27 protein-coding genes are annotated in these 25,712 nt (G+C 63.5%); 18 read left to right on the forward strand and 9 right to left on the reverse strand.

Annotated features, from left to right (window positions below):
- The first annotated feature begins 56 nt into the window (after positions 1–56).
- The 3 genes from RM192_RS16985 to RM192_RS16995 are packed head-to-tail and all read left to right on the forward strand — an operon-like array spanning position 57 to position 2,759.
- Entirely contained in the window at positions 57–1,304 is a 1,248-nt protein-coding gene (locus RM192_RS16985) for an acyl-CoA dehydrogenase family protein (RefSeq protein ID WP_311508822.1), read from the forward strand.
- Positions 1,286–2,002 carry a TetR/AcrR family transcriptional regulator gene (locus RM192_RS16990; RefSeq protein WP_311508823.1) on the forward strand — a complete coding sequence of 239 codons (717 nt, stop codon included), beginning with the start codon at positions 1,286–1,288 and terminating at the stop codon, positions 2,000–2,002. The genes RM192_RS16985 and RM192_RS16990 overlap by 19 nt, the downstream gene beginning before the upstream one ends.
- A gap of 31 nt (positions 2,003–2,033) precedes the next feature.
- Complete coding sequence (locus RM192_RS16995) at positions 2,034–2,759, forward strand: SDR family oxidoreductase (RefSeq protein WP_311508825.1); 726 nt, start codon at positions 2,034–2,036, stop codon at positions 2,757–2,759.
- Between the two features lie 42 nt (positions 2,760–2,801).
- Here the strand turns inward: RM192_RS16995 and RM192_RS17000 are convergent, their stop codons facing one another.
- Positions 2,802–3,626 (reverse strand): hypothetical protein, encoded by an 825-nt coding sequence (locus RM192_RS17000; protein ID WP_311508826.1) that lies wholly within the window; start codon positions 3,624–3,626, stop codon positions 2,802–2,804.
- 185 nt (positions 3,627–3,811) lie between these two features.
- On the opposite strand from RM192_RS17000, the gene RM192_RS17005 reads away from it, so the two are divergent.
- From RM192_RS17005 to RM192_RS17015, 3 genes are all read left to right on the forward strand, one after another.
- The gene (locus RM192_RS17005; RefSeq protein WP_311508827.1) at positions 3,812–5,260 is read left to right on the forward strand and encodes a hypothetical protein; all 1,449 of its coding nucleotides are present in this window, start codon (positions 3,812–3,814) and stop codon (positions 5,258–5,260) included.
- Positions 5,261–5,345: 85 nt separating this feature from the next.
- Entirely contained in the window at positions 5,346–6,155 is an 810-nt protein-coding gene (locus RM192_RS17010) for an SDR family oxidoreductase (RefSeq protein ID WP_311508828.1), read from the forward strand.
- Positions 6,156–6,192: 37 nt separating this feature from the next.
- Complete coding sequence (locus RM192_RS17015; RefSeq protein ID WP_311508829.1) at positions 6,193–7,173, forward strand: nuclear transport factor 2 family protein; 981 nt, start codon at positions 6,193–6,195, stop codon at positions 7,171–7,173.
- 65 nt (positions 7,174–7,238) lie between these two features.
- Here RM192_RS17015 and RM192_RS17020 read toward each other — a convergent pair whose 3' ends face one another.
- The 4 genes from RM192_RS17020 to RM192_RS17035 form a co-directional block, all read right to left on the reverse strand.
- A complete protein-coding gene (locus tag RM192_RS17020; protein WP_311508830.1) occupies positions 7,239–7,499 on the reverse strand; it encodes a cytochrome C oxidase subunit IV family protein in 261 nt (86 codons plus the stop codon).
- Between the two features lie 9 nt (positions 7,500–7,508).
- Positions 7,509–8,093, reverse strand: coding sequence for a cytochrome c oxidase subunit 3 (locus RM192_RS17025; protein ID WP_311508831.1), 585 nt, complete (start codon positions 8,091–8,093; stop codon positions 7,509–7,511).
- On the reverse strand, positions 8,090–8,791 hold the full coding sequence (locus tag RM192_RS17030) for a hypothetical protein (RefSeq protein WP_311508832.1): 702 nt from the start codon (positions 8,789–8,791) through the stop codon (positions 8,090–8,092). The genes RM192_RS17025 and RM192_RS17030 overlap by 4 nt, the downstream gene beginning before the upstream one ends.
- Before the next feature lie 191 nt (positions 8,792–8,982).
- The gene (locus RM192_RS17035) at positions 8,983–11,526 is read right to left on the reverse strand and encodes a TonB-dependent receptor (protein WP_311508834.1); all 2,544 of its coding nucleotides are present in this window, start codon (positions 11,524–11,526) and stop codon (positions 8,983–8,985) included.
- Between the two features lie 517 nt (positions 11,527–12,043).
- Here RM192_RS17035 and RM192_RS17040 point away from each other — a divergent pair.
- From RM192_RS17040 to RM192_RS17080, 9 genes are all read left to right on the forward strand, one after another.
- The gene (locus tag RM192_RS17040) at positions 12,044–12,427 is read left to right on the forward strand and encodes a carboxymuconolactone decarboxylase family protein (protein WP_311508835.1); all 384 of its coding nucleotides are present in this window, start codon (positions 12,044–12,046) and stop codon (positions 12,425–12,427) included.
- A 102-nt stretch (positions 12,428–12,529) separates the two neighbouring features.
- Positions 12,530–12,931, forward strand: a complete 402-nt coding sequence (locus tag RM192_RS17045) for a nuclear transport factor 2 family protein (RefSeq protein WP_311508836.1) — start codon at positions 12,530–12,532, stop codon at positions 12,929–12,931.
- 109 nt (positions 12,932–13,040) lie between these two features.
- On the forward strand, positions 13,041–14,312 hold the full coding sequence (locus RM192_RS17050; protein WP_311508837.1) for an aromatic ring-hydroxylating dioxygenase subunit alpha: 1,272 nt from the start codon (positions 13,041–13,043) through the stop codon (positions 14,310–14,312).
- Positions 14,313–14,391: 79 nt separating this feature from the next.
- Entirely contained in the window at positions 14,392–15,201 is an 810-nt protein-coding gene (locus RM192_RS17055) for an SDR family NAD(P)-dependent oxidoreductase (protein WP_311508838.1), read from the forward strand.
- A 23-nt stretch (positions 15,202–15,224) separates the two neighbouring features.
- Positions 15,225–15,947 (forward strand): glucose 1-dehydrogenase, encoded by a 723-nt coding sequence (locus tag RM192_RS17060; RefSeq protein ID WP_311508840.1) that lies wholly within the window; start codon positions 15,225–15,227, stop codon positions 15,945–15,947.
- A gap of 25 nt (positions 15,948–15,972) precedes the next feature.
- Positions 15,973–17,100: a phosphotransferase gene (locus RM192_RS17065; RefSeq protein WP_311508841.1), complete on the forward strand. Its 1,128-nt coding sequence runs from the start codon at positions 15,973–15,975 to the stop codon at positions 17,098–17,100.
- 16 nt (positions 17,101–17,116) lie between these two features.
- Entirely contained in the window at positions 17,117–17,584 is a 468-nt protein-coding gene (locus RM192_RS17070; protein WP_311508842.1) for a nuclear transport factor 2 family protein, read from the forward strand.
- A gap of 130 nt (positions 17,585–17,714) precedes the next feature.
- The gene (locus RM192_RS17075) at positions 17,715–18,545 is read left to right on the forward strand and encodes an SDR family NAD(P)-dependent oxidoreductase (protein WP_311508843.1); all 831 of its coding nucleotides are present in this window, start codon (positions 17,715–17,717) and stop codon (positions 18,543–18,545) included.
- Between the two features lie 19 nt (positions 18,546–18,564).
- Complete coding sequence (locus RM192_RS17080) at positions 18,565–19,347, forward strand: hypothetical protein (RefSeq protein WP_311508844.1); 783 nt, start codon at positions 18,565–18,567, stop codon at positions 19,345–19,347.
- A 7-nt stretch (positions 19,348–19,354) separates the two neighbouring features.
- Here the strand turns inward: RM192_RS17080 and RM192_RS17085 are convergent, their stop codons facing one another.
- Entirely contained in the window at positions 19,355–20,179 is an 825-nt protein-coding gene (locus RM192_RS17085; RefSeq protein WP_311508845.1) for an SDR family oxidoreductase, read from the reverse strand.
- A 19-nt stretch (positions 20,180–20,198) separates the two neighbouring features.
- Positions 20,199–21,353: a 12-oxophytodienoate reductase gene (locus tag RM192_RS17090; protein WP_311508846.1), complete on the reverse strand. Its 1,155-nt coding sequence runs from the start codon at positions 21,351–21,353 to the stop codon at positions 20,199–20,201.
- A 232-nt stretch (positions 21,354–21,585) separates the two neighbouring features.
- Here RM192_RS17090 and RM192_RS17095 point away from each other — a divergent pair, with 232 nt between their 5' ends.
- Both RM192_RS17095 and RM192_RS17100 read left to right on the forward strand, forming a co-directional pair.
- The gene (locus RM192_RS17095) at positions 21,586–22,776 is read left to right on the forward strand and encodes an MFS transporter (RefSeq protein WP_311508847.1); all 1,191 of its coding nucleotides are present in this window, start codon (positions 21,586–21,588) and stop codon (positions 22,774–22,776) included.
- A 98-nt stretch (positions 22,777–22,874) separates the two neighbouring features.
- On the forward strand, positions 22,875–23,678 hold the full coding sequence (locus RM192_RS17100) for a GntR family transcriptional regulator (protein WP_311508848.1): 804 nt from the start codon (positions 22,875–22,877) through the stop codon (positions 23,676–23,678).
- 27 nt (positions 23,679–23,705) lie between these two features.
- Here the strand turns inward: RM192_RS17100 and RM192_RS17105 are convergent, their stop codons facing one another.
- Entirely contained in the window at positions 23,706–24,521 is an 816-nt protein-coding gene (locus RM192_RS17105) for an SDR family oxidoreductase (protein WP_311508849.1), read from the reverse strand.
- 145 nt (positions 24,522–24,666) lie between these two features.
- Between RM192_RS17105 and RM192_RS17110 the strand changes: the two genes are divergently transcribed.
- Positions 24,667–25,071, forward strand: a complete 405-nt coding sequence (locus tag RM192_RS17110; protein WP_311508850.1) for a nuclear transport factor 2 family protein — start codon at positions 24,667–24,669, stop codon at positions 25,069–25,071.
- A gap of 31 nt (positions 25,072–25,102) precedes the next feature.
- Here RM192_RS17110 and RM192_RS17115 read toward each other — a convergent pair whose 3' ends face one another.
- The gene (locus RM192_RS17115; protein ID WP_311508851.1) at positions 25,103–25,687 is read right to left on the reverse strand and encodes a hypothetical protein; all 585 of its coding nucleotides are present in this window, start codon (positions 25,685–25,687) and stop codon (positions 25,103–25,105) included.
- Positions 25,688–25,712: the final 25 nt, after the last annotated feature.

Below are 25,712 nucleotides of genomic sequence, written 5' to 3' on the forward strand. Positions count from 1 at the left end.
GATGACATTATTGTCATTTGATTGTATACCTCACCCCATACCGGAGAGGGAACGCCATGCAATCGACCACTGACACCATCACCCGCAGCGCCGTGGCATGCACCACGGATCCCGTCGCGGTGGCGGCATCGCTCATCCCGCTGCTCGCCGCCCATGCCGAAGCGTGCGAACGCGAAGGCCGGATTCAGCCGCCAGTGATGGCTGCGCTGCGCGATGCGGGCCTGTTCCACATCACCGCGCCGCGCCGTGCGGGAGGACCGGGCGGAACGCTGCTCACCCATGTCGAAACCGTTGCGCAGCTGGCGCAAGGCTGCGTGGGTACCGCGTGGGCGTTCTGCCTGCTGTCGGGCGTGACCGGCACCGTGCTGGGCTTTCCGGCGGCGGTGACCGACATCGTGTTTCGAACCGGCGACGAACTGCTGTGCAGCGCCTCTGCCCCGACCGCCACGGCAACGCCAGTGCCGGGCGGCTACCGCGTGAGCGGCAAATGGGGTTATGGTTCGGGCTGCTGCCACGCCGATTGGGCGCTCAACGGCGTCCAGCTTCTGGACGCGACGGGCGCGGTCAGCGAGATGGCGATGGTGTTCACCAACTTGCGCGATCCGGCCTGCACCGTTCTTGACGACTGGCGTGTTGCGGGCATGGCGGGATCGGGCAGCAATACCATTGTGGCGGACGACCTGTTCGTGTCCGACGCCTTGATCCTGCACACCTCGCAAACCCCGCCTGCCGAAGTCTTGCTGACCATCCCCGGACTTGAGCCGCGCGATCTGTGGCCGATGGAAGCGCTGTTTCCGCTCGGCGTGCTGCCGCCAATGCTCGGCGCGGCCACCGCGATCCTGCAGGCCGTGGTGCGCGCTGCGGGCGCGCGTCCCGTGGTCGGCTGGACTTACGAGACGCAGGCGACCTCGCAGACACTCAGCGCGATGATCGGCCAGTCGGCGCTGGAAATCGATTCGGCATGGATGCACATCCGCCGCGCCACCGGCATGATGGACGTGACCGCCAGCCAGCGCGCGTTGACCGGGTTCGACAAGGCGCAGATCCAGGCCGATTGCGGCTTTGCGATGGGCCTGCTGCGCACCGCAGGCAACCGTCTGCTTGATGTGGCAGGGCCGGGCGCCTTTGCGCTCAACAATACGCTCCAGCGGTTCTGGCGCGACCTCAACGTCGGCAGCCGCCACAATGCGCTCAGCAGCCATCTGTCCGCCGAACTCTATGGCCGCGCGCTGACCGGCCAACCCTCGAATCTGCGCCTCCTGCCCGATATCGGCCCCGCACCGACATGGGCCAGCGCGGCGTGACGCCAGTTCCTGCGCCGAACGCCGAGAACGGACGCCTGCGCGTGGCTGCCGAGCGCCGCGACAGGATGCGGGCGCGGTTGCTTGAAACCGTGCTCGCACTCTATCAACCGGGCCGTGACAACGCCGCGCTGGTGATCGACGATGTGATCCGTGCGGCTGATGTTTCGCGTGGCACGTTCTACAAGTATTTCCAGTCGATCGAGCAGGCGGTCGATGAATTGGGCGAAAACCTGACGGGCGGCATGGTCGCCGATTTCCGTGCGTTGTTCGCCGCCGAATCCGATCCTGCGGTATTGGCCATCGGCGGCTCTGCGATGACAATGCTGCGCGCATGGCATGACCCGCGCTGGGGCGGGTTCACCTGCCGTGTCGACTATGTCGACTACTTCGCTCGGGCGAGCGCGCTCGACGCGCTGGTCCGCGATGCGCTCTGTGCTGCGCGGGACAGCGGGCAGATGCGCTTTGGCTCGCTCGATGTTGCAGTGGATCTGATCGTCGGGATGACCGTCGAGGCGCGCCGCCGCCTGATCCGCGCGCCTGAAAGTCCGCTTGGCTACATCGACGAAATGCTCGCCTGCACTTTTGCAGGGCTGGGGATGGAACCGGTAGTATTCGCGCGGGCCAGAAATTCCGCCTTTGCCCGCATTTCGGAAGGTGCAGGCAGCTTGCTCTGGTGGTCCACCGATCTCGCTGCCTGATATATGGCGGATAGTGGGAGAAGCACGCATCATGGCATCGCTTGATGGAAAGATTGCAGTTGTCACCGGCGCTTCTGCCGGAATTGGCGAAGCCATTGCGCGCAGGCTAGCCGCTGCCGGGGCGACGGTGGTGCTGGCCGCGCGGCGCGAAGACCGGCTGGCGGCACTGGCGCAGGAGCTTGGCGGCAAGACTGGCTATTTTGCCATCGACCTCGCGGTCCCCGACGCTCCGCAGGCCTTGCTCGATCATGTTACGGCAAACTACGGCACGCCCGATATCGTGGTCCACAACGCCGCCGTCCTCCACGTGGGTTCCATCGAGGAGTTCGATCTCGCGCACTTGCAGCCGATGATCGCCATCAACTACGAATCGGTGGTGCGCAGTTGTTACCTTTTTGCCCGCGCGATGAAGGCGGCGGGGCGAGGCCATATCGTCAACATTTCCAGCCTTGGCGCCAATATCACCGCAGTGGGCACGGGCATTTACGGCGGGCTGAAGCGCGCGCTCGAGATGTTCACCGACGCATTGCGGATCGAGCTTGCCGGCACCGGCGTGAAAGTCGGCATGGTTGCGCCGGGCACCACCAGCACCGAAATTTTCGAGCCGATGAAAGCCGACGGCAAGCCCGCGTGGGACACGTATATCCCCGCGCTCGACCCCGACGATATTGCGGGCGCGGTGATGTTTCTGCTCGAACAATCACCCCGCGCCAATGCCGCGCGCGTGCACGTCTATTCCTCGCACGAGGTATTCTGATCAGGGCAGCGCCGGGCGGTGTGCTTCGCCCGGCGCCACAAGTTACCCAAGTCCGAGCATTTCGGCATCCGCAGCTTGCGGGTAGAGCGTGAGCGGCAAGCCCGCGACGGTCGGCCCGAAATAATAGGCGTGTCCGCCCGATTTGAGCGCACGGGTATGGCGCACCGCAAATCCGGCACCTTCGAGCCTTGCGCGCGCGCCTTCAACGTCGTGATGCATCATGTCGACGGATGCGAGCGCGCCCTCGGTCCCGTCCAGCAGCGCCGTCGGCCCTTCGATCAGGCGAACGCGGTGCGTGCCGCAAAGGGCCCGCGCACCAAGGCCCGCCGGGTCCGTTTCCCGAAATTCCATGTCGAAGAACCTTGTCAGGTCGGCGGCCAGCGCGTCGATATCGGGCGAGACCACGGTCATGCAGCCGATCTTGGGCGGAGCGGCATCGTCGAGCGCGTCAAACGGCAGTTCCGAACGGACTTGCGCCTCGTTCACCCCTTCGGTGCAGGCGAGGAACTTGATGCCGTGAAAATCCGGGCCGAACAGGTATTCGTTGACCTTGGGCACCGGCAGATAGCTGGTAGCGATGGGCAAGTGCCCCGCCGCCGTCATTCGCGCGAGCACCGATTCCGCATCGGCGACATCCACCGCGATCTCGATCAAGGGGTCACCCTCGGCAAAGGGCAGGCCTTCCGGCCCCGGCTGGATCGGCTCCACGCCGTGCTCGCCGAACATCACCTTGAACCCGGCGTCGGGGTAGAGTTCGGCAATGATCCCCGGCGCAAAGAATTTCAGGCCGAGCAGCGCGCCCATTTGCGCGGTGAAGCTGTCCATATCGTCGACGCGCCAGGCCATACGGCAGAATTTCGGTACCATCAGGTGTCTCCCAAACCGGTCAGCCCTTTTCCAGCGGGGGGCCGATTATCCGATCGGCTTTGAATAAGGCACGGCGGTTCGGGGCGATGTCCCGCCCTTTGGTAGGAAGCGCCCATGCCTGCGTTGCGTATCCCATTGTCATAACGATGGTTCCGCTACGGCGGCGCCACATGATGGAGAGCATGATGGCTGAATCGCAAGATCCCACAAATCGCGGCGCATCCGAAAGCGCGGACCAGCTCGAACGCATTACCTTGTGGGCCGAAGCCAACCTTGGCGGCAAGGTTACCCGGGTCGAACGGCAGCGCCGCTGGCGTCCGGTGTGGCGGGTGAGCATGGAAGACGCGGGCGAGGTGCGCGAATACCTGTTCAAGGCAGACCGCGTGTGGGCGGCGCATCCCTATCTCCACGTCCATGAAATGAACCTGCTCAACGTTCTGGCTGCGCACGATATTCCCGTGCCGCCGCAGCGCGGCTTCTGCAACGATCCGCCCGCTATCGTGATGGACTGGGTGCGCGGTGGCCGCGATCCCGGGCTGGTCATGGAAGCAGTCGAGAGCGCATCGACGATGACGCCCGATCGCTGGTCGGCTTCGCTGCAGTACATGGAGCAGCTGGCGGCCATGCACAAGATTCCGGTCCCGGCGCTGGAAGCCATCGGCTGCAGCAAGCCCGAAGGCCCGACCGAACTGGCGCTGCAGCATTACGAGCGCTTTCAGGCAATGTATGACGAGCAGGGCATCGTCGATCCGCCGATGGAATTTGCCACGCGCTGGCTGCGCCGCAACGTGCCGCAGCACCGCAGCCGCATCTCGCTGGTCACCGGCGATTGCGGCCAGTTCCTGTCCGACGGGCCTGACCTGACGTGCGTGATCGATGTGGAAATCGGCCATCTCGGCGATCACCTCCACGATCTCGCCTGCTTCCGTGGGCGCCATCCGGTCGAGAACATGGGCGATCTGCCTTCGCTGTTCCGGCACTATGAAAAGGCGCTGGGCGAACCGCTCGATCTGGGGGTGATCGCCTACCACACCGTCGCCTTCCTCGGCGTCGGCTACTTCGGCCCACTGTTCGCGCTGTCGCGCACCGATGCCGGGGGCGACTGGGTGGAAGCCGCCGTGCAATGTGCGTTCATCGGGCGGCGCATGCTCGAGGCGCTGGCCGAAGTCGAAGGTATCGAACTGGACGACCTGAGCCTGCCCGATCCGCGTCCCTCACCGCTGGAGGAAATGGCGCTGAGCAAGCTAGCCGCCGACCTTCACCGCCTGCCCTTGAGCGAGACTTTCGCCAGCTGGCAGCGCGGCATCCTTGCCAGTGTGCCGGAATATCTCCTCAATCAGGCGCGCTATCGCCGCTGGGCCGAGGATGCCGACCTTGATGAACTCGCCGTGGTTCTGGGCAAGCGCCCCGCCGATCTGATCGAGGCGGACAAGCTGCTGGTGGACCTCATCCGCACCGCCGGGCCTGAGCGTGACGCCGAACTGCTGCGCCTGATGCACCGCCGCCTGCTGCGCCAGTGCCTGATCATTGCCGGTCCGGGCGCGGCCGAGGATCACCTCGCGCTGATGAAGGTCGAACCGCTGCTCGATGGCCGAATGGACCGCGTCGGCGATCCTGCACTGGCTTTCGCCTGACACCTTGGGGTGGGCGCAGGGAAGGGGCCTGCGCTCGCCAACCCATGATGCGCCATGCGCGCGCCTTGAAAGAGTGAACAAAGCGATGGATCTTGGAATCAAAGGCAAAGTGGCGCTGGTCACCGGCGGCACGATGGGCATGGGCAGAGTCGTTGCCGAACGCCTTGGCGAAAATGGCGCCAAGGTGGTGGTCGTCGCGCGCGGGCAGGCGGGGCTTGATGCCACTGTCGCCGCAATTGCGGCGAAGGGCGGAGAGGCCGTCGGCGTTTCTGCCGACCTCACCGATCTCGAAGCCTACGCCTATATCGCCGCAGAGGCGGCCAAGGCCTTCGCCGCGCCGGACATTGCCATCTTCACCCCCGTTGCGCCGCCCTCGGGCGGGTTCGATGCCTTTGATGACAGCGATTTCGACGAGGCTTACGCCAATATCGTCAAGGCCTTCCGCCATTTCGCCCGCGCGGTCGTGCCTGCAATGAAAGAGCGCCGCTGGGGCCGGATCGTGACGATCGGTTCGGGCGCGGCCAAATCGCCCGCGCGCGCCTCGGTGCTCAATTTCGATTACGTGCTCGCCAATGTCGTGCGGCCCGCAGGCCTCGGCCTCAGCCGCAGCCTTGCCGACGAGCTTGGCCCCTTCGGCATCACGGTCAACACCGTGGCGCCGGGTTTCATCGATACCGGCAAGGCCTATGGCGCGTTCTTCGAACAGTGCGCCGCCGATGCGGGCATGGAGTTCGAACCGTTCATGGAAGCGTTCCTGCGCCGCATTCCCGCCAACCGGTTCGGGCGGCCCGAGGAAGTCGGTTCGCTCGTGGCGTTCCTGTGTTCGCAGGATGCGGGCTATATCGCCGGGCAATATATCGTCGCCGATGGCGGCTTCATGCAGGCCTATCATTGATCGGCCCCCACCTCCTGACAGAAGAAGAGAACGCACGATGAAAGCTATCCGGTTCCTGTCCACGGCGGCAGGCTTGGCCCTGATTACGGGAGCGGGCGCCTGCGCCGAATCGACGCCAAAACCCACCTTCAACGCTCCGGCAGATGTCGCCGCGATCAAGGAAGTCGAGGAAATCCTCGCCACCGAACTCGATATCGACAAGGTGCTGCCACACTACGCCGACGATGCCACCGTGCTCGACCTGTTTGCCCCCGGCATCTTCCGGGGCAAGGCCGAAATCCGAGCCGGATTTGCGCCGCAACTGGGCGCGATCAAGTCGATGGAGAAGACCACGCCCGAAATGATCGTGGCGACCAACGGCACGTTCGGCTGCGCGGCAAGCCAGGTCGCCTATAACACCGTGATGAAGGACGGCACAAAGTTTGCCATGAATGTGCGCGTGCTCGATGCGTTCAAGAAGATCGATGGGAAGTGGCGCGTGGTGCAACAGCACCTGTCATTCCCGGTCGATCCCGCCACGATGAATGCGCTGACCAATGCACCGATCCAGGCGCGCACGCTGACCTGGTCGGCGCAGCCGCTCGCCCCGATTTCGACCACGCCGGAAAAGGCCAAGGCCGAAATCAAGGAGTTCATGGACGTTGGCGGCGCTTCGGTGGGGCTGGACAAGCTGATGAACTACTACGGACCCGGCGACGACACTCTGCTCTACGATGCGTTCAGCCCCAAGGCGGTGATCGGCAAAAAGGAAATTGCCGATTTCTATGCCCCGATCATGGGAAGCTATACCGGCATTTCACTGACGATGCCGATGTTCGAGGTCGATTCCGATGGCTCGTTCGGCGTGCAGATCGATACGCAGGAACTGACCCTGACGATGAAGGACGGATCGAAGCGCAATGTCGCACTGCGCCAGAGCGACTGCATGCGCCGCGTCGACGGCAAGTGGTACAGCTTCCTCGAAATGGTCTCATACGTCACCGACGCAAAGACGATGAAGGCGCAGATCACCCACTGATCCCGGGCGCGAAACGCAAACAATGGGGGCGGCCCGCACAGGTCGCCCCCTTTTTTGTGCTTCGATCAGGGCCGCAACCCGTAGACGACCCCCAGCAGCGCGGCGCCAAGGATGAGGGTCCATGCGAGGAACAGCAAGCGCAGGATCAGCGGCGCGGCGCGGATTTCCATGAACTCGCGCCCAACGATGCTCGCCTTGATCAGGCCGATCACGATCACGATCGCAGCGGCATAGCGCGATCCGAACAGCGACGATTCAAACGACAGCACGCTGACTGCCACCAGCACGAGCCAGAACAGGGTCAGGCGTTTAGAATACCAGGTCATGCCGGCCCCCTATCGCAGCAGGTAGATGAGCGCGAAGATCATCACCCAGAGCAAGTCCACGAGGTGCCAGAACACTGCGCTGCCCTCCAGCGTGGCGAAAGATCCCGGCCAGCGGCCATCGGGCGCGCAGCGCAGGCCAAGCCAGGTCAGCACGCCAAGTCCGATCAGCACGTGCAGCAGGTGAATCCCGGTGTACATGAAATAGAACGTGAAAAAGCTGCTGCTGTTGAGCGTATCGCCATTGCCGATGTGGTGGCTCCATTCGGCAACCTTCACGCCGACGAAGCCTACGCCGAGTGCCGTCGCGGCCCAGATAAACCGCCGAACATGGGGCAGACCTTTTCGCGCCGCGATGACGGCGTGCGCAATGCACCACGAACTCGTCAGCAGCAGCGCCGTATTGGCAAGGCCAAGCCCGCGATCGAGCTTGATCTGCGACAGGTGAACCGCCGCGCCGTTGGTCGCAAACTCAACGGCATAAGTTACGAACAGCACGCCGAAGACCAGCAGGTCTCCGAAAATCAGCACCCACAGGCCAGGCTCTCCGGGCACATGCCCGGAGAGGTTAGGCGTATCGCTGTCAGCGCCGTTCAAGGCTGATCGTCCTGCAGCGCATTGCGCTTGATTGCCGAGAGCAGCACGACCTGGGTCGCGGTAATCCACACCCCGAAGACGACCGCCGGAATCCAGAACGCGGCAACCCCGTTCCACGCAAATGGACCAATCTTGAACAGGCCGACTACCGCGCCCGGCGCACTGAGAATGCCGGTCCAGATGTTGAGATAGCCATACCAGCGCGGCAGGATCGGACGAGGCCGATCATCCTGCAGGATAATCGCGCCCGTGGCGAGGTACTGCGTCGTGCCGGGGATTGCGGGAATGACCAGCAGGAACATGCCGAGGTCACTCCAAGCGCGGATCAGCTCGTCCGATGCATCGGGCCGGAACGCCGCCATGGTGAAGGCAAGGCCGCAGAGGAACACGGTGACCTGGCCGTAGGTGAACACCAGCGCCGTTACGGTGGTCCACAACGGAAAACCGCGCTCGATCTTCTTGAGATAGAGCAGGATGATCGCGATGAACGGCCAGACGATAGCCGAGGCCGTCATCAGCAGGATGCCGCCGACGAGGTAGCCAGTCTGGTATTCGCGCACATGGGCGGCAACTTGCGCCGCACTGTTCATCGGGCTGTATGGCGGAAAGATATGCATCAGCGGCCACAGGGCGATGAAGAACAGCGTTCCCCATAGCGGGCCGGCAAAAACGCTCAGTTTCAGTGCGCCGTTTCTCATGTCTGGATCACTCCCCCTCTTCGCGCGATGCCGACGGCATCGGCGCTCTGCCGGAGAGATTAGGCGCGAGACCCGGCTTGCAACATGCCGGAAGACAGGGTGTTCTCGCCGTTTCAGGCCTTTGCCCACCGCACACAAAAGCGGCGGCCGCACCAGGCGACCGCCGCTTCATGTCTTCAGTTCAGATCAGATCAGAAGCTGTACTTGACCGTTGCACCGTAAGTGCGCGGGGCACCCTGGAACTGCACGGTGGCGCCAAGGCCGGTATAGCTGTTGAACACGTTGGTGAAGTTCGCCTTGTTGCCGACGTTGCGGCCCCAGACGGTCAGTTCGATGGCGGGTTCCTTGAAGGTGAAGCTCGCCTGCAGGTTGACCAGGCCATAAGCACGGACACGCGATGCTTCGTTGGCGATCGCCACGGCAGCGGCCTGCTTCGGGTCGCCGGTCGTGAAGAAGTCGAAGTAACGCGAACCGATGTAGGAATAGTCGGCGTGGAGCTTCAGATCGCCGCTTTCCATTTCGATGGTCTGCGTCGCCGAGACGTTGGCGGTCCACTTCGGCGCCTGGGTGATGGGTTCACCCGAGCGGTCGACCTGAACCGTAGCACCGTTCACGATCTGCGATTCGAAGCGGCTGCCAGCCACATAGCGGGCGTGCAGGTAAGCGACGCTGCCGCCGATTTCCAGACCCTGATACGGGATGACCGTGCCTTCGAATTCGAAGCCGTAGGTCTTGGCCTTGCCGGCGTTGGTCACGAACTGGGTCAGGCGCGTGGCACCGGTCGCATCGACGAACGTGGCGTTGATGATGCGCTGCACGTCCGACTGCCATGCATGGAACACGGCGAGGTTGGTACGCAGGTGGCGATCAAAGAACTCACCCTTGATACCGGCTTCGACGTCGCGAACGGCTTCCGGCTTGAACGAGCTGGAATACGGCGGCGGCACCGGACGGGCATTGAAACCGCCCGAGTTCGAAGCGCCGCTGGTCTTGGCATAAACGAAGATGTCGGGCGACAGCTTCACGTCGATGCCTGCGGTCCATGCAGGGTACTTGAAGCTGGCCGATGCACGATCATGGCAACCGCTGTTCGGAGCAGCAGCACCGTTTGGTGTCGGCTTGCCTGCGTTCACACCAGCCTGACAGGTGAGCACCTGGCCGGGACGGGGGATGAACGGCGTGGTGCCCTGGCGATCGATTTCACGCGTATCCCACGTGTAGCGCAGACCGCCGGTGAGGCGAACGGAGTCGGACACGTTGTAGTAGAGCTGCGCAAACAGACCCTTCGAGGTCGATACGAACGAACCAAAGGTGTTGTCGCCGCCGGTTGCAATCGGCGTCCCGTAGAAGATCGACGATGATGACTGCTCGGTACCAGCTTCACGGAAATAGATGCCGCCGAAGATGTACTGGAGATTTCCGGTCTTGCCCGAGATCTGCAGTTCTTCGCTGAACTGGTGCTGCTTGTAGCGGCTGACGAACGCGCCTGCACCGGTGTTGGTGCCCAGCAGGTCGAGGTTGCTGGTGGTGTTCGAGTTACGATAGCCGGTGATCGACTTGACGGTCAGATCGCCCACATCAACCGAGAGATTGCCCGAGAGCGAGTAAGCCTCGTTAAAGGTGCCGCTGTCGTCGATCGCCTTCACGCCGGTGAACGGCGCGGAGTAGTTGACCCGCCAATCGCGCGAAAGCAGCGTTGCCTGCTGGGCAGCGGTCGCAAACTCGGTGTTGAGATACTGGGTGATCGGGCCGATCGGACCCTTCGAGAAGTTCGCGAAGGTCGATGCAGGAACCGAGAAGGTTGCCGAAAGCGGGATCGGCGCATTGCCCGGAATGAGCCCGGCGCGAACGCCCTGCGAGATACCGTAGAACGAGGCCATCGGACCGGCGGGGTTGATCGCCGAAACCGCAACCGGGTTGCCGGTGTCGCGATAGTTCATGTAATCGCCCGACAGATTCAGCGTCAGCGGAACCGAGCTTGGCGCCCACTTGAGCGAGCCACGAGCGTAGTATTCACCCTTGATGCCGCCATTGGCACCGCCGGTCGACAGGTTGGGGAAGTAGCCATTGCGATCGTTGTAACGACCGGCAAGACGCACACCCAGCTCATCGGTGAGCGGCAGGTTGACGACGCCTTCGATGGCCTTCTGCGAATAGTTGCCGAAGCCGACCTTCATGTAGCCTTCGGTCACATCGAGCTTGGGCTGCTGGGTGGTCAGGTTGAGCGCGCCGCCGGTCGTGTTGCGACCGAACAGGGTGCCCTGCGGACCGCGCAGCACTTCGGCGCCGGCCGCGTCGAGGAAGCCGAGGTTGCCGACCATCGGACGGCCGACATAGACGCCGTCGATATAGATGCCGACAGCAGCGTCCGAATAGGAGTTCGGGCTGTTCTGCGCCTGGCCGCGAATGGCGAGGTAGACGATGGTGGCCGGGCCGGTACCGCCGGTGCCGATCGAAAGGCTTGGCGCGGTGCGGGCAAGGTCGGTGACCTGCAGAACCTGGCGCTCTTCAAGCTTTTCGGTGCTCAGTGCGGTAACCGCGACCGGGACGGTCTGGAGATTTTCGCTCTGACGGCGTGCGGTCACGACGATGTCGGCGATGCCGCCCGACGATGCTTCGCTTTCCGTCTGCGTGGCGGTCTGGGCTGCCTGCGCGTGTGCCGCGCCGGAAATCGCAAACGCCGCGACCGGTGCAACCGTCGACAGCAGAATCCGATTGTACGTTGAAATCCTCATCACGGTAATCCCTCCCATTTGACGCTCGGGTATTGGCGTACCCGGCAGTTTTATTGCGAACCGCGAACGGTGATGTCCGGCCTAAGTCGGACCCGTCCGCGTCGCATCAGAGCATGCTAGTCACGACGGCGATCATAGGTGAGGCATGCGAAATCGTGCATGCGGAACTTTGTAGGCATTCTGCCATTGACCGTCGTGAAACAGCAATTTCGTTCGATTGGTTTTGCGGCTTTGCCGCGCAATGACCGGCACTTGCGGGGCGAGCGGGACTGCGCAAGCCACACGCCCGCCATGGTGCAAGCACCCCGGTCAGACAGTAGTTGCGCGATTCCATGCATTATTTAACCCTGCAATTGCCGACACACTCGCGGCGTCAGCCTTGGTAAGGAATTCCGGGGTCGCCAAAACCCATCTTTCGACAGGGGCGACCCTGCTTGATAGATTGGAGCAGGACGCACCGCGCAAGGTCCGGAAGGCCTGGCGCCACTTCATCACATCAAGGACGGGAGATGCAGGAATGACCGACAAGTGGGCCAAGGGCATCGAAGTGTTCGACGCCGTCTATGGCAAGGGATCGTCCGCAATGGTCGAAGCCGCGCCGCGCTCGCCCTACCTCGACGAAACGGTCGAGCATCTGTTCGGCGACATCTGGGGGGCAAGCGCGCTGTCGATCCGCGACAAGCGGCTTATGGTGATTGGCGCAACCACTATGCTTGGCCGCGCCGATCTTCTCGAGATCCAGATCGCGGGTGCCATCGTCAACGGCGAGATCACCGACGAGCAATTCGAGGAAATGAAACTGCTCATGCTGTTCTATGCCGGTGCCGGCAATACCACCGCGCTGGTGCGGGGCATTGACGCCGCCCGCAAGCGCGCCGCCGACCTCGCCGCCGCGAACTGAGGCCTTCGCTCGCCTCGGCGTGGCCTGCCCGGGGACAGGTTCCCCGGGCGCGCACCGCTAGGACTGTAATGGCGAGACAGAAGACAAAAAAGGAGAGGGATGATGGCGGTCGACCGCGATGAGGCGCTGCGTCTGGGCCAGTTCTGGGCCACAGTGTCCGAGGAACACGATACCGACAAGTTCCAGACCATCCTCCATGACGATTTCGTGATGTGGTACAATTTCGACCCGCAGGACCGGACGCGCGCCGAATTCATCGAGACGCTGAAGGCTGCCCATGCGATTTTCCAGAATCAGAAGAACGAAAACGCCCGCATCACGGTGACCGAGGACGGCTTCGTGCTCCAGGCGACGATGACCGGGATGCTGGACGGCAAAGCCATTACATCGCCCTATTGCTTCATTGCGCGGATCAAGGACGGGCTGGTCGTGCGCGGCGAGGAATACTTCGATACCGCGCAATTGACCAAGAAGGCCGGCAGGCCGGGCGAAGGCATGGTCTGAAGCCTGTCTGTTGGACGATCCGTCAAGCCACAGGGTTGGGCAAGGGCGGCGGCAGGCCCTATAGGAACCGTGCATAATAATGGCCCGGACAGGAGAGAGCAGCGTGGGAATGGAACAGCCGGTTTATCGACCGTTCGACCTTGGCACCGGCCCCATGATGCCGGACGCGTTCATCATGGAAACCGGCCAGGTCGATCTCTCCGTCTACACTTCGCAGGAGCGTTTCGACGCCGAACGCGAGATTTTCGGCCGGGTCTGGCTCAACATCGCCGAAACATCGGAAATCCCCAATGCGGGCGACTGGATCGTTCGTGATGTGAAAGTGCGCTCCTCGTCCATCCTGATCGTGCGCGGCAAAGATATGGTCGTCCGCGCCTTTCACAACATCTGCTCGCACCGCGGGATGAAGCTGGTGTGGGACGACAAAGGCCGGGGCGGCAAGTTTTCATGCCCCTATCACGCGTGGATGTTCGATTCGGCGGGCGACCTCCTCCACATTCCCGATGAAGGCTGCTTCCCCCACGTCGACAAGCAGGCAAGCGGCCTCACCCCGGTGCGGTGCGACAGCTGGGAGGGGATGATCTTCGTCAACCTCGATGCCCAGGGCACGCAATCGCTTGCCGACTTCCTCGGCCCGGTGGCTGAGCGGCTGAAGGACGTGCCGTTCGGCAGCTATCCCTATACCGCGCGCGTCGGATCGATGATCGATGCCAACTGGAAGCTGGCAATCGAGGCGCAGTGCGAGGCTTATCACGTGCGCGCGCTCCATTCGCGCACGGTTTCCAAGATGCTGTCCTCGGCGGAAAACCCCTTTGTCCACCCGCTGCATACCGAATTTCTCGGCGCGCACCGGATGAACTCGGTCCCGCGCAATCCGGAATTCGCGCTGTCGCCCGAGAAGCTGGTGCAGGCGTTCTCGTTCATGAACGCGCAGCAGATGGTGATCGCCGACACCGGCGCGCAGGACAAACCGGAAGAGACTTTCGCCAGCCATCCCGACATCAATCCGATCCGGTCGAACCTCTGGGGCAACGACCAGTATGTGCTTTACCCGCACTTCATCTTCCACATGTCATTGGGCGGCTGGTGGCTGCACCGCTTCTGGCCGATTGCGCCGGACAAGTGCTATTGGGAAGCGGTCTACCATTTCGAGCGCCCGCAATCCTTGCGCAACCAGTTCGCGGTGCAATATTCGCTCGCGCTCAACCGCGATACGCTGATGGAAGACAACCTCGCGCTGGTCCAGCAGCAGGAAGTCATGGAAAGCGGGGCGAAGAAGATCGTCCAGTTCGGCGAACAGGAAGCATTGTGCAAGCATCTGGCCGCCGTGTCCGAAGCCGCCGCGAACGACGCCGAGGCCGCGCGGACCGCCGCGCAATAACGCCGCCAGTCCAAGGATAGGCGGAGAAGCGCTCGCAAGGGGCCACGCCTGTCAAAGACACAAGTTTTGGGACGACGGGATGGACCTGGGAATAGCAGGCAAGCGCGCGTTGGTGACGGGCAGCACCTCGGGCATCGGCGCCGCGACGGTCACGATGCTCGCCGCCGAGGGCGTTTCCGTCATCATCAATGGCCGTAACGCCGGGCGCGCCGAAGCCGTGCGCGATGCCATCGTGGCGGCAGGCGGCAGCGCCGCCATCGCGCTGGGCGATCTTGCCAGCGACGACGGCGCCGAAGCGGTGATGCGCGCCGCCCACGCGGCGTTCGGCGGGATCGACATTCTCGTCAACAATCTCGGCCAGTACGAACCCTTCGCCCCGGTATGGACCGACGCGACGCCTGCGCAATGGGCCGCAACGTATGACGCCAACGTCATCGCCGCCGTGCGCACGATCCGCGCCAGCGTCGACGGCATGAAGGCGGCAGGCTGGGGCCGGATCATCAACATCGCCAGCGGTGCATATACCGAACCGCCGCCAGAATTCCCGACTTACGGTCCGTCCAAGGCCGCGCTGGTCAACTTGTCGGTCGGCCTTGCCAAATCGCTCGCCGATACCGGGATCACGGTCAACACGGTAAGTCCCGGCAATGTCCTGACCGAGGCGCTGCGCTCCAACCTGCCAATGATCGGCAAGGCCAATGGCTGGGAGGAGACCGACATCGCCGCGCTCGAACGCCGCTTTGCCAAACAGTGGCGCAGCCTCGTCAGCCGCACCGGGCGGGTAGAGGAAATCGCGGCGGTCATCTGCTTCGTCGCGAGTGCCCACGCCTCCTACATCACCGGCACCAATTACCGCGTCGATGGCGGCTCGCACGCCACGCTCAATTGAAGCCTCACGAAAAGGTCACCGGAATGAAGCTTGCAGGCAAAGTTGCGATCATCACCGGCGCGGGCAGCGGAATGGGCGCCGAAGAAGCACGCATGTTCGCCGCCGAGGGTGCGAAAGTGGTGATAACCGACATCGTCGGCGACGCCTGCCGCCAGCTTGCCGCCGAAATCGGCCCATCGGCCATCGCCATCGAGCATGATGTGGCCGACGAAGCGGGCTGGGCCCGCGTGATCGAAACGACTCTCGCCACGTTCGGCAAGATCGACGTACTCGTCAACAACGCCGGCCTTACCAAGTCCGACACTTTCGACAACACCGATCTGGCCTTCATGCGGCGGATGCTCGACGTGAACATCATCGGCTCTTTTCTGGGCATGAAGGCGGTGCGCGGGCCGATGAAGGACAATGGCGGCGGTGTGATCATCAATATCGCCTCGGGTCTTGCCTTCACCAGCCTGCCCGGATATTTCGCCTACGGCGTGTCCAAATGGGGCGTGCGCGGCATGACCAAGCTTGGCGCCAAGGAACTCAGCCCCGACAATATCCGCGTGGTCACGCTGACACCTGGCGCCATCGAAACGCCCGCGCTGGTGCCCGCCGTGCGCGAGAACGCCGCCGCGCTGATCCCGCTGGGGCGGGTCGGCGGGGCCGACGAGTTCTCGCGCGTGGTCGTGTTCATCGCGTCGGACGATGCCAGCTATGTGTCCGGCGCCGAATTCCTGATCGACGGCGCGATGATCTGCTGATGCACCTTTTCCAGGAGAACCCGCGATGACAGCCACCCCGCCAAACGGCATCATCCCGCCACAGGGCATTCCATTCGATCCGGAAGCCTATGACGCCGATCTGCTCAACGCAATCATCGCCCCATGGCGACCCGACGTGCGGATCGCAAATGTCCGCGTGAAGGATGCCAGGCGCTATGGAGATGGCATGGTCTCCACCGCCGCGCGCGCGTTTCTGGATGTGGAATACGCCCCCGGATCACCCGCAGGCCTGCCGCGCAATCTGGTGCTCAAACTGGGCCGCTCGCCCGATTTCATGATCGGGCCGCTGTACCAGAACGAAGTGCGCTTCTATAACGTGCTGCGGCCGGAAGTGACCGACATCGAGGCCCCGTTCACGCTCGGGGGGTCGTATGATCCTGCAACGCAGGCCTTCGCGCTGCTGCTCGGCGACCTGACCGACCACGGCGCGCGCTTCCCCAACGTGCTCTCCAGGACGACGCTTGACGAAGTCCGGGCGATCCTTGAGGAACTGGCGCGGCTCCACGCTCGCTACTGGCAATCGCCGCGCTTCGCTACCGATCTTGCCTTCCTTGAAACCCATACCCAGGGCGAACTCGCCACATTCATGCACGAATTCGTGCCCGGCGCGATCCAGCATGAAATCGACACCGAGAACTTCAAGCGCGAAATGGTAGCGCGTCTGCGCACCTCGGGCGACGAGTTGCGGCGCGGGGTTGCCCGCCTGCACCAGCACCAGCAGACCTTGCCGCACACCGTGCTCCACGGCGACACGCACATCGGCAACACCTACCTCCTGCCGGGTGGTCGCGCCGGGCTGCTCGACTGGCAGCTGACCGTGCGCGGGCACCACATGCACGACGTCAACTACCTGATCACGACCGCTCTGCCGATCGACGTGCGCCGCGACAACGAACGCGACCTGCTCGCCTTCTACCTGGACCGGTTGAAGGCGCACGGCGTGGCCGAAATGCCCGGCTGGGACGAGACCTGGGATGAATACCGGCGCTGCCTGGTGTGGGGCGTCTATATCGGCTGGCTCACCACCAATATTGCTAATTATGGCTGGGAAATCAGCGTTCTCAACCACCTGCGCCTGACCACGGCGTTCGAGGATCACGATACCGGGGCGCTGATCCGCGCGCTCGGCTGAATCGGAGACAAGACCTGTGAAACTGGAAGAACTCGGCATCCGCGAGGCGATCAAGGACCTGAAGGCGCGCTATTGCTACCACATCGACCTGAAGGAATGGGACCTTTACGCGGGCCTGTTCACCGAGGACGCGATCCTCGATGTGGACCAGTCGGTCTCAACGCGCGGGCGAGCGCCCAACCCGATGCCGCGCATCACCGGGCGCGCCGCGATCCGCGCGTTCATGCCGCAATTGCTCGATCCTGCCGATACCGTGCATCAGGTCCACGCCCCGATCATCACGGTTACCTCGCCCACCAGCGCCAAAGCAATCTGGGCAATGGAAGACGTCGTCAGAATGCCGGGCTTCCATATCCACGGGCGCGGCCACTATCACGAGACTTATGTGCTGACAGATGACCAGTGGTACATCGCCTCGCTCCATCTCACGCGCACTTGGGCCGAGATACTCGAAGGCACCGAGGCCGGACCCGATCTGACCTGACCTGACGCCTCCCGCGCACGGTATGGCGCAGTGCCCCTATCGGGCGGGAGGACCGTGTGCGAGCGCCGAGGCTTAGCCCTTTCGCAAGGTTGGCAGCGATCTGCCGCAGACCAATGTGGAAGAGGACTCTATGACCAAGACCGTGGCGCTGGTGACCGGAGCGAGCAAGGGCGTGGGCCGCGGGACGGCGCGTGCGCTCGGTTCAAAGGGCATGATCGTTTACCTGACCGCGCGCAGCGAAGAGGCGCTTGATGCCGCCGCTGCCGAAGTCACAGCCGCTGGCGGGACGGGCATCGCTATCGTCTGCGACCACCGCGATGACGCGCAAGTCAAGGCGGTGGTCGAGCGGATCGAGCGCGAGCAGGGCCGGCTAGACCTGCTCGTCAACAATGCAGCGGCGGTCTATGGGCAGGAACTGGCGACACCGGGCGCATTCTGGGACAAGGATCTCAAGCTGGCCGATATGCTCGTGGTCGGGCTGCGATCCGATTATGTGGCGGCCTATTATGCCGCGCCGTTGATGATCCGCACCGGCGCATCGCTGATCGCCAACATCTCGTTCTACGGCGCTTCATCGTATTTCTGCGGCCCTGCCTATGGCGCGGCCAAGGCCGGGACCGACAAGATGGTCCATGACATGGCAATCGATTTTGCCGGGACCGATGTTTCGATCGTGTCCTATTGGCCGGGCTATGTCCGCACCGATGAATCGAAGATGATCCCCGACGAATATTTCCCCGAACCGCTGCGCGCGATGTTGCCCGAGTTCGAAACGCCGGAGTTCACCGGGCTGGTGATCGCGGGCCTGCTCGCCGATCCTGAGCGCAAGTCCCTGTCGGGCAAGGCGCTGATCGGCGCGGATCTTGGCGTGAAGTACGGCATCAAGGATATCGACGGCAAGCAGCCGCGCAGCTGGGCCGGTGCGATGGGCGCGCCGCTGACCTTCTTCACGGGCGCCTGAACCGGGCGGGAGAGAAACCATGATCGAAGCGCTGCTGGTCGTCTTCACCAACCCGGCCGAGGGCCGCGACGACGATTTCAACGACTGGTATACCCATATCCACACGCGCGATGCGCTGCGCTTTCGCGGCTCCATCGCGCAGCAGCGCTTCAGTCTGTCGGGCGAACAGGTGCAGGAATTTCCCGGCGGGCAGTTCTTTGCCAAGTATCTCGCGCTGTACGAAGTCTTCGATGCTGAACGCTTCGTCCAGGAGCATATCGACAATGCCCTGACAACGCGCATGATGGTCGAGGATTCCATCGACATGTCGCGCATGGACGACTTCCACTATTACCCGCTGCAATACCGCGACAAGTCCCCGCGCACGTTCCAGACCGGCAGCGTGGTGGTCGAACAGATCAAGGCGAAACCGGGCGAGGAAGCCCATTTCCGCGACTGGTACAACGACACCTATCTGCCCGCCCGCTTCCGCGAAGAGGGCATCATCACCGGCGCGCTGCTCGGCTTTGACGGTCACGGCCAACTCGTCGAATTCAGCCCCGAGCACGACCACGTCGGCATCTGGCGCCTTTCCGACGATGCGGCGCGCGCACACTGGCGCTCGAATGCCTTGCGCGAATGTCCGTTCATCGATCAAGCGGCGCTAGCGGTCACCTGCTGGGATATCCTGACCGAACGCATGACCGAAGACGCCGTGCATCACCCCGCATCAGCCGATCTCGCCGGCGAAGAACGCGCCCGCGCGCGCATCGCAGCAGCAGGCACCGCACAACGCGACCGGGGCGATCTGCTGAAGCACTGAGGGCGGGTCAGGCCGCCGCGCCACCCTGCATCGCCGCGATCATGTCGCGGAAATCGGCCAGTGACGGCGCGTGGCTGGCATAGCCGCCATCGACATGCAGGTTCTGCCCGTTGGTATAGCGCGATTCGTCAGAGGCGAGGAACACCGCCGCCTTGGCGCAATCCTCGGGCGTGCCGATGAATGGCGTGAGCATATGACGCAGCATCACCTCGCGGACCGGCGGCGGCATGTTGTCCTCGGTCGCGCCCGATATGATCAGGCCGACCATCAGCACATTGGCACGAATGCCCAGTTTTCCATACTGCGCGGCGATGTTGTAGGTCAGATTGTGCACCGCGACCTTGGACGCGCCATAAGCCGTCTGCGCGATATCGCCCTGCAATGCCTTGGTCGAACCGGTGGTGATGATCGATCCGCCGCCTTGCGCGATCATGTGCGGGATCACGTGCTTGGCGCAGAACATCGGCCCCTTGACGTTGACCGCCATCGTCCGGTCCCAAAGATCGCCATCCATGTTGATCACGTCTACATCGCGCGTGATGATCTCAGGCCCGGTCATCGCCGCATTGTTGTGCAGCACATCGATCCGGCCATAGCTGTCGAGCGTGAAGGAGACCATCGCGCGGACCTGATCCTCGTCCGATATATCGGCGGAGAAGGCTTTGGCCTCAAGCCCTTCACCGGTGATCCGCGCCGCGACCTTTTCCGACGAACGGCTCTGGCTGCCGACAACGACTTTCGCCCCCTGCCGCGCATATTCAAGCGCGCAGGCCGCGCCGATACCCGATCCTGCGCCGTTGATCAGGATCACCTTGCCTTCGAGACGTCCCACGCCGCTTCTCCCGTATGCTTCAGTGAATCGCGGCAAGAACGCGCGGATGGAATGGTTCGAACGGCTCGCCCGCACGGACCTTTTCGGCCCAGGCCGGGTCCGCGATCAGCGAACGACCCACGCCGACAAGGTCGAACTCGCCTGCCTCGATCCGCTGTTCCACATCGGGCACGTTGTTCACCGTGCCGACTTCGCCGGCAAAGCTGTCCTTCAATTCGTTGAGCAAACCGATGCCGCCAACTGCCATGGTCGTCTTGCCGGTCAGCTTGCGCGTCCACCCGGCCAGCGTCAGCGGCGAGCCTGCGAAGGCGGCATGGTGATAATAGCGCGTGCTGGCATCGAAAATATCGACGCCAGCGTCGGCCAGCGCGCCGAGCAGGCCCTCAAGCTCTGCCGGTGTCTGGGCAAGGCGGCCATCGTAATCCTGCTGCTTCCACTGCGAATAGCGGAACATGATCGGCATATCACCCGCTTCGGCGCGGATCGCCTTGACCAGTTCGGCCCCGAAACGCGCGCGTTCGCGCAAGGCAGTGCCGCCCCAGCGATCGTCTCGGCGGTTGGTTTCGTGCCAGAAGAACGCGTCGGGCAAATAGCCGTGCGCGCCGTGAACCGCGATTCCGTCGAAGCCTGTCGCGCGGGCATTGGCGGCGCTGCGTGCAAAACCTGCGATAACATCGACGATATCCTCGTCGGTCATCGGCGCGGTAGGTGCTAGCATATCTTCAAGGTAGGGTTCGGGCACGGTGCTGAAACCGCCCCTCGGCCCCCACAAACCCGAAGGGCGCGACGACATCAGTTCGGGATATGGGCCCGTGCGGTGCGCGCGGATCGGTCCCTGATGCCACAATTGCGGAAAGATCACGCCGCCTGCCTGGTGTACGCCTGCCACGATCTCGCGCCACCGCGCCACCGCCGCATCACCGTGCAGTTCGGGCATATTGTCCTCGCCGAGCGAGCCCGAGCCGAGCGCGGTGGGGTGATCGACGCCGATGCCTTCGGTCACGATCAAGCCGACGCCGTGTTCAGCGCGGCGGCGGTAATAGGCGTCCATCGGTTCGGACGGCACCCCTCCGGGCGAGGCCATCCGCGTCATCGGCGACATCACGATGCGGTTGCGCAAGGTCACCCCGCGCACGGTCAGCGGGCGGAAGATCGGTCGGTCGCTGGTGGTCATCGCGGGGCCTTGTCGCTGCTTGCGACCCTATGGCGAGGGCCGATGAAAACATGGGCGACACCTTGGCAAGCGCGGTGCAGCGGGAACCTGTCGCAGGGCAGGAAGGTGTTTCGCAGCAATCGGCGCCCATATCAGGCGGTAGGCGCGAGGGGGTCGGCGCGGTGTAGCCTGCACGGAACAGGCGGTCACACGATGACCGCCGGGATCATGGGAGCCAGGCGCAGTGGACACAATGCAGGGAAGCGCACCGGACGCGCAAATGCCGGGGCGCGTGGGTCTCTGGGCGCTGCTTGTCAGCTCCTACTTCCCGATGCTCGGGCTGTTCGCGCTCGGCCCTGCGTTGCCAAGCGTGGCTGCCGCCTTTGGCGATGATCCCAATGCCGAACTGCTGGCCCAGCTGATCGGCGGGGCCAGCGGCTTCTCCTTTGCGCTCAGCTCGCCAATCATCGGCGGGATGATCGAGCGCTGGGGCTACAAGCCGGTCTATGTCGTCTCGCTGATCGCCTTTGCCTTGTGCGGAACCGTGCCGTTCGTGCTGGACAGTCTGCCGGTGATCCTGCTCACGCGGCTACTGCTGGGTGTGTGCGTGGCAGGCGCGATGACCGCAGGCCTCGCCGGGATCGGCACGCTCGACGCCGCCATCCGGCCGCGCATGTATGGGCGCAACGCCATGGTTTCGGCGGTGGGCGCAATCCTGACCTTTCCTGCAGTCGGCGCCTTGTCGGCAATCGGCTGGCGCTTGCCCTTTCTCATCCACCTCGTCGCGCTGGTGGTCGTGCCCATGGCCCTGATGCTTCCGGCCAAGGCGGCACCGACAGTTCGCAAGGCCGCTTCTGCGGCGCAGGGCAAGGGGCTGGGGCTGGGCGTTGCGCCAGTCCTCCTGCTGCTCGCCGGCTTCATCGGACTGGTGATGTATGTCGGCCCGATGTTCGCGCCGTTCTACCTGAAGACGATTGGCGTGACCGATCCGCGCCTTGCTGCCATTCCGCTCAGCGTCATGTCACTCGCTTCACTGATGATGACCAGTCTTTATGGCCGCCTCCATGCCCGCTTCGGGGCAATAGCCCTGTTCACCGCCACGCTGGTTCTGTCAGGGGCCGGGCTGCTCGTTGCCGGATTATCGACGTCGCTGCCGTTGTTCGTGGCGGGCATGTTCGTGGTGTCGTGCGGGCTTGCCATTTTCGCGCCGAACCTCAACGCGCATATCGCGGCCACATCGACAAACATGGCGCGCGGCATTGGCTGGGCGATGTCGGCGATGTTCGCGGTGCAAGTCGCCTTCCCGTTCATCGCGCGCGAGATTTCGGCGGCAGTCGGCCCCGCTGCGGTGTTCCACATCTTCGGCGCCTGCTCTCTCGCGGCGGGCATCGGCGTGCTCCTGACATTGCGGCGGAGCGCACGCCCCTTGCCCGACGTCGCCTGAAATGTGGCGGATCATGCATATTTTCGGGCTGAAGGTGCATGATTCAGGGGCAGGCGCGATTGACAAGCCAGTCGTCTCTATTGCTATGGCTGAGATCAATGAACCGGCCAGACACAGCTAGCCGCGCCAGCTTGCGCGCGCCCGAAGAGCCTTTGCAGGCTGCAGCCGGGCCGTTTATCGCTGACCATGACGATCAGAGCATCACCCACCGCGCCTATGTCCAGATCCGCGCAGGGCTGATTTCGTGCCGGTTGAAGCCCGGTTCGCGGCTCAAGATATCGCAGTTGCAGCGCGATCTCGGCATCAGCCAGGCGGCGGCGCGGGAAGGGCTGTCGCGCCTTGCCGCCGAAGGGCTGGTGACGATCGAGCGCAACAGCGGGTTTCGCGCAGGTCCACTGTCCGTCGATGGCTACCGGGAACTGGCCGACGCCTGCCTGACCATCGAACTGCCGGTTTTGCGCTCGTCGATCGCCAACGGCGATATTGCCTGGGAAGGGGCGCTGCTCTCGGCCTATCACATCTCGTCGCGCGTGCTGGCGCAAGTGGGCGACGACGAGTTCAGCATGGATGCCTATGTCCGCCAGCGCGAGGGCTTCTACCGCCTGCTTTTCGCCCGGTGCGACAACCAGTGGCTGCTCCATGCCTGGGCGCAACTCTATGCACAGCAGATGCGCTATCGCCACACCTTCCGCGAACTCGCCCGCTACGAGCAGGGGCTGCACGAAGACTACCGCCGTTTCCTCGACGCAGTGATCGATCACCGCGTCGAGGAGGCGCTGGACCTCTGGCGCGAAAACCACGACAAGGTCGTCGCCTTCATCGAAGCCAATCTCGAACATCCGCCGGCAGAAGCCCGCCGCAAGGCCAGACGCCGCAGCGGCGAGGACCAGGCAACCGCCTGAGGCCCTGCGCCGGATGCGGCGAGCCGTTCAGAAGGTATCGACAGGCGGCAGTTCAGGCGCTTCCAGTTCGCGCATGTCCGCCATTTGCGGCTGGTGGGCGAGGTGCCCGCCATCGACCGAATAGGCCTGGCCAGTGATGTATTCGGATTCGTCCGCCGCCAGAAACGCAGCCATTGCAGCGATATCCGCCGGAATACCGATGCGCGAGGTCAGCGCCTGCCGCTTGATGCGCGCGACCAGATCGGGATATTCGGCCAGACTGTCGTTGATGATCGGTCCGGGCAGAATCGCGTTGCAGCGCACGCCCTGACGCCCGTGCTGCGAGGCGACGTATTTGGTCAGCCCGATCACCGCAGCCTTCGAGGTGCCATAGGCGATGCGCACATTGTCGCCCATCAACCCGGAGTCCGAAGCCGTATTGATGATCGATCCGCCGCCGTTCCGGATCATGTGCGGGAGCGCATATTTGCAGCCAAGCATCACCCCGCGCACGTTGACGTTCATTACCAGATCCCAGATCTCGATCGGAATATCAACGGCAGTGCGGTCCTGCAGGTTCACCTCCTTTGAGGTCGCCGCAGCGTTGTTGAACAGGATGTCGATCTTGCCGAACCGGCGGATCGTTTCCTCGATCCCGGCCTCGATCGACGCCGGATCGCCGCAATCGAAATGCACGCCGATGGACCCGCCACCGATGCGCGCGGCAACATCCTTCGCGCGGGCCTCGGCCACGTCGGCGACGACCACCGTCGCGCCTTCGCTGACGAAGCGCTCTGCCGTGGCCGAACCCAGCCCGCCCGCACCGCCGGTGATGATCGCGATCTTTCCTTCAAGCCTGCGCATCTGCTCTCTCCCGTTGGTCTTGTTGGGCCTCATGGTGCCGCGCGATCGGCGGCACGGTCCCTATCCGCCGGAGGGTCTTGTGCGGGGAAAGGCCAGTCATGCAGGGGCAGACTTTGCCTCAGGCAATATAGAGAGGGTGACCGCCATGACCGATACTCTTGCCCGGCCCGATTCGATCATCACGGTCGAGCGCTGGAATGCCTGCTGGGGCAATCGCGATCTTGAAGGCATGAAGGCCATCGCCGCAGACGACTTCATCCAGTGGCACGCCACCGTCCGCAAGAACCTGACCAAGGACGAAGAGTTCGCAATGCTGGTCGAAGCGCTCAAGGTCATGCAGATCGAGTTCAAGGACATCCGCCTTACCGCGATGGGCGGGGACGCCGTGCTGCAGGAATGCCTCGGCGATATCGTCATCGAAGGCGCGGGCACGCGCACAGATGTGCCCTTCGCCATGGTCTTTCACACGCGCGGCCAACAGATCACGCGCTGTGACGAATATATGGACGGCATGTCGCTGCCGCCGATCAACTTCACTCCGACCGACTGACCGGCAGCACGCCGCCGGTCAGGATCGGCACTCATTCCGCCGGGACGAGGCTCGCGGTTTCGCTCAACTGGTCGTTGCGAAGGGCGGCCAGCGTTTCAGGGCTTGGCGGCACGACGCAGACGCTGCCGATGCCCATTGCCTTGAGCACGCGGCCCGTGCCGACCCAGCAGCCCAGCATCAGCAGGGTATCGCCGATTTCGGCCTCGGTCAGGAGGGCGTGCATCCGCTCCCACAACACGTCATCGCCGTTTATGCTCTCGATATCGCGCTCGAACCGGTCGGCGAATTCGACCAGCAGCTTTTCGCGCGGGGTAAAGCCTTCCCAGTCGTAATTGCAGTCGGCGGCGTTCTGGTAGAATTCCTCGGGAATCTCGCCACCTGCAAAACCCGGCCAGTCGCGCCACAACCGCATCCCGGCGCAGATCGGGCAGTTCGTGCGCGCCGCACCCATGATGCGCATGCCTTCGCGTTCGCGCGCGGTCAGTGTGGTTTCCGGCGCGTCATAGATCGTGCGGAACATGCGCTGGCGCGTGTCCAGCAGCTTTTCGGTGCCGACGTGGTTGAGGATATGGACCAGCGGTTCGCGATCCGTGGGGATGTCGACTCTGTATGGCATTGGCCTCTCCTGCATCTGCACCTTG

This window comes from Novosphingobium sp. MMS21-SN21R (assembly GCF_031846015.1).
Lineage (GTDB): Bacteria > Pseudomonadota > Alphaproteobacteria > Sphingomonadales > Sphingomonadaceae > Novosphingobium.